Origin of the sequence: Nostoc sp. CHAB 5715 (assembly GCF_020829685.1) — a bacterium.
Taxonomy (GTDB): Bacteria; Cyanobacteriota; Cyanobacteriia; order Cyanobacteriales; family Nostocaceae; genus Nostoc.
Genome location: NZ_JAIVFR010000351.1, coordinates 1 through 6,830, shown reverse-complemented (window position 1 = coordinate 6,830; position 6,830 = coordinate 1). Strand labels below are relative to the sequence as shown.

Below are 6,830 nucleotides of genomic sequence, written 5' to 3'. Positions count from 1 at the left end.
CCACCAATGATTACCAAGCCAACTTGATGCTGATAGCGAAGTATAACTTCTGCAAGATGTTTGGGGTCTTCTGTAGACTCCTCAATTAAATCAAAGCCGAGTGTCTTCAGATATTCAATCGCTTCCGATAGACCCTTTTGCCCTTGGCGGGCATGACGATTTACTAACAGCAGTGCGCGAGAACTCATGGTTAGTACCTTTTGTAGTTCATATGTCCAATTATCCGCATCCATGTATTCTGCTTCAAGTTGACTATCAAAAAGTGTTTAAGTTGTTATGATAGTTATCAAAAATTCATATCGTCAATGGTTATTATGTTGTGGTTACGAATTTTTAATTTCTATTTTATCTAGTTTATCTCTATTAACCGTCAGTATATTGATACTCAGTAAATACATTTTTTACTCACTAAATGACTTGAATTAAGTATTTACAATAAAGTATTTATGTATTATAATATCCAGAATATAGCAATCCGATTTGATTTCTGAACTTCTTTGTGTAGGCAGGGAGTAGGGAGTAGGGAGTAGGGAATCAGCCTTTTCGAGTTGACGGCAGTTATTTCAAAAATCAAATAGGAGTCCTATATAATGCCTAACAATAAAATATTGTTTATTGCTATAGATACATATTTGTAGATAAAATTTGTATAAATGCTATTAATATTTAACTTTATTTAATGGGTAAAAATTATTCGTAGTTTGCGCTGTCTTCGCTAAAGTTATAAGAGGAAGCCTGAGTTACTCCTGCTTCCCCTACTTAAGATTTACTTGTACCAATTTTAAAAATAGATTGCGACAGATGGACAGAGAAAACCCAGATACACTAAGTGGTTTCCAATCCAAAATCGTTCGATGGTTCCTGAGCGAAGTCGAAGGACTGAGCGAAGCCGAAGTCTAAAATCCAAAATCCAACATGGTATTACTTAGTGCCTGACCATCTAAGCGACATAATTTTACTTTGTTGATGATCTTTGCACCTATTCTTTCATAGAACTTGATTCCACGCTCGTTAGATACAGCTACAGTCCAATCGATTCTGCCACAGTCTTTTTCCTGTCCAATCTGGCGCAAGCGTAGCATCAACGTCTGACCAACTCCGTGGCTTCGATGTTCAGGTTTAACATATAAGTCATCAAGCCAAATTCCAGGTTTTGCTAAAAAAGTTGAATAGATAAAGTGATAGGTTGCTAACCCAATAGCATCGCCATCAACCTCAGCTAAAAGAACAAAAGCAAGGGGGTTTTCTCCAAATAGATCAATTTCTAGCTTTTGAGGAGTTGCTTCTACAGATTCAGGACAACCATCAAATTCGGCTTTCAAATGAATCAATTCCATAATAACAGGAATATCTCTTTGGTTTGCATGTCGAATTGAAATATTCCTGCCGTTCATGTTCTTCTTTGCCTTTTTCTTAAAACTCGTATTGAGAGAGAATTTCTGTCTCACTCTTTGCTGCCTTTATCCACTCTTGCATTGCTGGAAGTGCCAAAACTGCCTCTACATAGTCTCTAGAAACAGGATCTAACTGCACATCATAGGTTAGAAACCGCAGCACAACTGGGGCAAAGAATGTATCAGCGATGTCTACGACGGGCTACGCCTACGCAAAATTTCCAAATAAAAAATTGCCACCATCTCCAAATTTTTGGCGTGATTCTTGCCAGATACTAGTGATGCGGTCAATGTCTTGTTGTACAACCGATGCTAAACCTTTACCTGAATATTTAGTACGGCAGTTCATCGGCATATTCTGACGCAAATTTTGAAAACCTGAGTGCATTTCCGCACTAATGGAACGGGCGAATGCCCTTGCAGCCTTATCCTCTGGCCACCATTGCATCGGAAACGTTTCAGCTAGATATTCACAAATAGCAAGAGAATCCCACACCGTTTGCGTACCATGCAACAACACAGGTACTTTTCCTGATGGAGAGTATTGCCGAATTTTTGAGGAATAATCTGGACTGTTGTAGAGAGGAATCCGAATTTCATTGAATTCCAAACCAAATTGTTTCATCACTAGCCAAGGACGGAGTGACCAAGATGAATAATTTTTATTGCCAATTACTAAAGTAAGTTGCGTCATATTTTTAATACCTATAAAGTTGTTCAATCCACATACACACATCAGCTTCAGAACCTGAAGAAAAAGATTTTCCTGTTGTAGGGTCGTAAGCTTGCCAATAGATATTACCGTAGCGGTCAACCTTTTGCCAAACTTGTAATTCGTTAGAATCTGCTAGGAGTTTTTTGACAATTTTTTCCCAGATACTATGCAGAGATTCCCAGAAGTTAGAGTTGATTTTTTTCTTGAATAACGGACTACAATTTATTCTTGTATCTTCTGTTGGGAGACACCTAATGTCATTGTTCATATAATTATTCCTGAAAGTTGCTCAGTAATTAAAACAGTAGCAACATCTCAGTTTAGAATCAAATCATGGCTTGCATAGGTTGTATAAATGGGATTTATAGATATGAAAAATTACCAAGAAAGTAGTCAGAATTCAGGAGCCAGAAAAAAGCCATGAATTCTGTACGACTGGATGGCGACTTAGGTTGAAAGCCCCCGGATTTATCCGTGGAAGCGATAAAAATTTATACTTTTTTGAATCCCCTGACTTGATTGCTGGGGAGATTCTGAATTCTGAATTCTGACTTCTGGATTCTCCTCAATAATACAATCTTTTTGCCACAATTAAATCAGGATGTATATACCCTTGTTGTCGTCAATTAACCATGAAATTCTCCCAACTTCGAGCCATAGTTGCAGTAGCAGATCGTGGTAACTTTAGTGAAGCAGCCTTAGAATTGCAGCTTTCCCAGCCTGCGATTAGTCATGCGATCGCTACCTTAGAAGAAGAATTAGGTGTGCCTTTATTTGCTAGAGGCCGTCACGGTGCTGTGCTGACACCTGCTGGAGAGCGCATTTTATATCATGCTCGTCAGGCTATGCAGCATCTAGAGATGATGCAACACGAAGCAAACTTGCATAAAGGTTTACATGGTGGCCATGTGCGAATTGCGGCTTTTCGCAGCGTCGCCACCCATTTATTACCAAAAGCGATCGCACAATTTCACAATCAATTTCCAGAAATTGCTGTCACAATCATAGAAGGCTATGGGCGCAGAATCAAAGCTGCGAATTTCCACCCCTGGAATGCTTTTAGCCTTTGCAGCCCCAGTTGAACCAATTTGTACAGCAATTTTTTTATTTTTGAGACTGTCAATACCAGTAATATCTTGATTGTCTGCACGAATTGCGTAGGCGTAGCCCGTCGTAGACATCGCTAACCCAGCCTTAAAATAAGGACGCCTTCGGCTACGCCCTTCTCTACGAGAGGCTGCGCCAACGGCTACGCCCTTCGGCTACGCTCAGGACAAGCTCAGGACAAGCTCAGGACAAGCTCACGGCAAGCCCACTCCCCACTATTCAAAGATACTCACGCAAGAACTCAAAGGGATCATCTTCCCAACAAGGTTCAGGTATCAGCCAAACCAAACTACTATGGATGTCGGCTTCAATTTCATCACCGTCATCTCTATCAAATAGTTCTATCAAAGCTGTCCAATCACGTTCTCTCAAAGACGTTAACGATGGGGCATATACTTGGAGATTATTTGAGTAATTCACGCGCAAATTTGTGCTTGAGTGCCGTAAAAATTTAATATAGAAATTTGTAAATAATCAGATTTTAGCTTTGACAACCGTAGTTAAATAGTTATTTTCATACTATTAAATATGGACTACTCTCATCAGTGTCTCACAATTTAAATAGGACTGCTATAGTATTTATTACATAATTACAAGCTAAATTTACTCAGACCGGAAAAATCCTTGAGGTTGCGACTCGACTAATTCCACATCAAATACTTCAGCAAAGGACTGTGCTACATAAAAACGCACTTCTTCGCAGGTGATACCTGGAATCCATTCGGCTAAACTGTCTACAGGTTTATCAGAAATACCGCAGGGTACAATGCGCTCAAAGCCTGTCATGTCTGGACAAACATTTAATGCAAAGCCGTGCATGGTAATCCAACGACTGACTTTAATACCAATAGCTGCAACTTTTCGCCCTTGTAACCAAACGCCAGTAAAAGCCGGAATCCTTTCTCCCTGCAACCCATAAACTGCCAATACGCGAATTATGACTTCTTCGAGTTCGCGTAAGTACCAATGGAGGTCTTTACGATAACGTTGCAGATTTAAAATTGGATACCCTACCAGTTGACCAGGACAATGGTAAGTAACCTCACCACCCCGTTCAACTCGATGCACATCATATTCACTTTTGTCAATATCAAATTTGAGAAAATCCAAGTTGCTGCCTTGTCCTAGAGTGTAGACGGGTGGATGTTCTAGCAAAATTAACACGTCGTCTAGACTGGGATTATGGATACGCTCAGTCAGGAGCGATCGCTGCCATCCATGAGCTTCTGAGTAAGGCATTAATCCTTGATTATACAACAAACAACGGTTTTTATGTGTTTTCATACTACGGATTATGCCAAAAATCAACTGCATTAAAGGCGAAATATATTTCAAATTACAGAATTGGAGTCAAAAAATGTCAAGATTTGCAAAGGATTTTAAAGGAAAGTCAAGGTAACATCCTTTAGAAAATACAAAGTGTTAGCTTGAATATATAACCTCAATCAATAGGTTTTTAGGAGGAATTCTCTGCAATAAGCATCATGCCAAGACGATAAAGACGAATGTACTGGCTGATGACTCTTATAACATTAGTTTGCATTTCAAACAGAATCAAATTTTCACAAAGACTTGTATTATTGAAAAACAGCAAGCAAATTTCAACCAAACACAGAAGGAGTAACTATCAACAGTTCTGTAAGCGTTGTTTTAACACAGAAGACAGTTACAGGAGCTACTGCTCAATTTTCCTCACCAAAGAGTTCTAGGTGGATATCCAATTGGATATCAGCGCAGAGATAAGGAGGAAAATCAAGGGTATAATGAGCGATAACCCAGGTGCAATAAGCTTAGACACAGCTTACCAGCAGTACATAGAAAGAGTTCACAATTTGTTTTGGCGGGAGTAATAGAGCTTACCGCAATTTCTTTTCATACAAAGCAAATTCACACATTAAATATTCAGTGGGAGAGTTTACATGAAGCTTGTCATCCACGGCAAAAATATTGAAATCACCGATGCGATTCGGGAATATGTACATCAAAAGATTGAAAAAGCAGTTAGTCACTTTCAGAGCATTACAAATGAAGTGGATGTGCATCTTAGCGTAGCCCGTAATCCTCGAATTAATCCTAGACAAGCGGCTGAAGTAACTATTTATGCTAATGGTAACGTTATCCGTGCCGAGGAGAGCAGTGAAAATCTTTATGCCAGCATTGACTTAGTAGCAGATAAAATTGCCCGTCAACTGCGGAAATACAAAGAACGGCGTCAAGACCAGAAAACTCAGTCCCAACCAGCAGAAGTAGTTGTTGCAGAATCGGTAGTCACAGATTTAATTGGCGATCGCACCCCCGAATTACCCAACGAAGTCGTCCGCACCAAATATTTTTCCATGCCGCCGATGACCCTTGCAGAAGCCCTAGAACAACTGCAACTCGTGGGACACGACTTTTATATGTTCCGCAATTCTGAAACTGGAGAGATTAATGTAATTTACGAACGCAACCACGGCGGTTATGGTGTGATCCATCCCCGCAATGGTAATGGTCATACCAACGGCAAGAATGGCAAGGCAACCCAGGCTAATATTGTCATGCCGGAAAAGTCGCATTCTAAATAGGGAGTAGGGAATAGGGGAGATGAGGGAGATCAGAGAGAAATAACTCCTAACTCCTCATTCCCACTCCCGACTCCCCATTCCCCACTCCCCTATTTTGCAATCTGTTGCAAAGTTTTCAGCGCTTCCTCAACGTGACCTTTAAAGTTAAACATTGAATCAAAGACGTATTGCACAACTCCCTGTTGGTCAATAACGTAAGTAACGCGACCAGGGAATAAGCCAAAGGCTGCTGTTGCGCCATATAGCTTCCGCACTTGGTCGCCTTTGTCAGTTAACAGCGTAAAAGGTAGATTGTATTTCGCAGCAAATCGTTGGTGAGATTCGATGGAGTCAGAACTCACGCCGACAACTTCAGCGCCAGCACTTTTAAACACTTCATACTGATCGCGAAAGGCGCAGGATTCAGCAGTACATCCGGGTGTGTCGTCCTTGGGGTAAAAATATAGGACAACATTTTTGCCGCGAAAATCTTGGAGGCTAATTGTTGAGCCGTTTTGAGCGGGTAGACTGAAATTAGGAGCGGTATCTCCAACTTTGATTGCCATAACGAGTGATGGTAATTACTTAACAAAATTTTACCTTGTATCCAAGTCTATAAATTTTGCTTGATTACTTTGGATTAAACGGAGTAGCTTATAGCAATTCTGTATGAATATACGCTAAACCATATTAGGACTTAACTATCAGGTAATTATTCACTCCCCCCTACAAAATGATCGAAATCTTTGATTTATCGTTGAGAGTTAGGGGGGAATGTGAAAGGTTATCTAAAGCCTGATGGCGTAGCAAGATTGCAAGACAAAAATACATTAGGACTGTCTCCAACAAAGCGACAGTAATCAGCACGATTATCTGCATTCACATCAGCAAGAAAGCGAGGCAAATTTTCATATCCCTGATCTATCCCTCTGATTGAGTTAAACTCCTTAGAGGGTGACAAGGCAACTCTAAGCTATGCAGGACAAAACTTTGAGAAGATAGTGAAGACAAAAAATAGGGAGCATTTTTGTGGCTCCCCTGGAAAAATATGTTTCCTGAATCTTACCAAAA

9 protein-coding genes and 2 pseudogenes are annotated in these 6,830 nt (G+C 40.1%); 2 read left to right on the top strand and 9 right to left on the bottom strand.

Going from position 1 to position 6,830, the window contains the following annotated elements:
• The 5 genes and pseudogenes from LC574_RS19665 to LC574_RS19650 all read right to left on the bottom strand — a co-directional run.
• Nucleotides 1-188 (bottom strand): annotated as a pseudogene (locus LC574_RS19665) (lipid kinase); the annotation flags it as partial.
• A 708-nt stretch (nucleotides 189-896) separates the two neighbouring features.
• Nucleotides 897-1,394, bottom strand: a complete 498-nt coding sequence (locus LC574_RS19660; protein ID WP_229455054.1) for a GNAT family N-acetyltransferase — start codon at nucleotides 1,392-1,394, stop codon at nucleotides 897-899.
• 19 nt (nucleotides 1,395-1,413) lie between these two features.
• Nucleotides 1,414-1,557, bottom strand: coding sequence for a hypothetical protein (locus LC574_RS38525; RefSeq protein WP_306422137.1), 144 nt, complete (start codon nucleotides 1,555-1,557; stop codon nucleotides 1,414-1,416).
• Between the two features lie 45 nt (nucleotides 1,558-1,602).
• Nucleotides 1,603-2,088 carry a glutathione S-transferase family protein gene (locus tag LC574_RS19655; RefSeq protein WP_306422136.1) on the bottom strand — a complete coding sequence of 162 codons (486 nt, stop codon included), beginning with the start codon at nucleotides 2,086-2,088 and terminating at the stop codon, nucleotides 1,603-1,605.
• A 4-nt stretch (nucleotides 2,089-2,092) separates the two neighbouring features.
• The gene (locus tag LC574_RS19650) at nucleotides 2,093-2,377 is read right to left on the bottom strand and encodes a hypothetical protein (RefSeq protein ID WP_229455053.1); all 285 of its coding nucleotides are present in this window, start codon (nucleotides 2,375-2,377) and stop codon (nucleotides 2,093-2,095) included.
• 364 nt (nucleotides 2,378-2,741) lie between these two features.
• Here LC574_RS19650 and LC574_RS19645 point away from each other — a divergent pair, with 364 nt between their 5' ends.
• The gene (locus LC574_RS19645) at nucleotides 2,742-3,191 is read left to right on the top strand and encodes a LysR family transcriptional regulator (protein WP_229455052.1); all 450 of its coding nucleotides are present in this window, start codon (nucleotides 2,742-2,744) and stop codon (nucleotides 3,189-3,191) included.
• Here the strand turns inward: LC574_RS19645 and LC574_RS19640 are convergent.
• From LC574_RS19640 to lipB, 3 genes and pseudogenes are all read right to left on the bottom strand, one after another.
• Nucleotides 3,120-3,317 (bottom strand): annotated as a pseudogene (locus LC574_RS19640) (hypothetical protein); the annotation flags it as partial. The gene LC574_RS19645 and the pseudogene LC574_RS19640 overlap by 72 nt on opposite strands.
• A 118-nt stretch (nucleotides 3,318-3,435) precedes the next feature.
• Nucleotides 3,436-3,636 carry a hypothetical protein gene (locus LC574_RS19635; RefSeq protein WP_229455051.1) on the bottom strand — a complete coding sequence of 67 codons (201 nt, stop codon included), beginning with the start codon at nucleotides 3,634-3,636 and terminating at the stop codon, nucleotides 3,436-3,438.
• Between the two features lie 183 nt (nucleotides 3,637-3,819).
• On the bottom strand, nucleotides 3,820-4,512 hold the full coding sequence (gene lipB, locus LC574_RS19630) for a lipoyl(octanoyl) transferase LipB (protein ID WP_229455055.1): 693 nt from the start codon (nucleotides 4,510-4,512) through the stop codon (nucleotides 3,820-3,822).
• A 623-nt stretch (nucleotides 4,513-5,135) separates the two neighbouring features.
• Here lipB and raiA point away from each other — a divergent pair.
• Nucleotides 5,136-5,780 (top strand): ribosome-associated translation inhibitor RaiA, encoded by a 645-nt coding sequence (gene raiA, locus LC574_RS19625; protein WP_229455050.1) that lies wholly within the window; start codon nucleotides 5,136-5,138, stop codon nucleotides 5,778-5,780.
• A gap of 89 nt (nucleotides 5,781-5,869) precedes the next feature.
• On the opposite strand, the gene LC574_RS19620 is transcribed toward raiA, so the two are convergent.
• Nucleotides 5,870-6,325, bottom strand: coding sequence for a peroxiredoxin (locus LC574_RS19620; RefSeq protein WP_229455049.1), 456 nt, complete (start codon nucleotides 6,323-6,325; stop codon nucleotides 5,870-5,872).
• Nucleotides 6,326-6,830 lie beyond the last annotated feature (505 nt).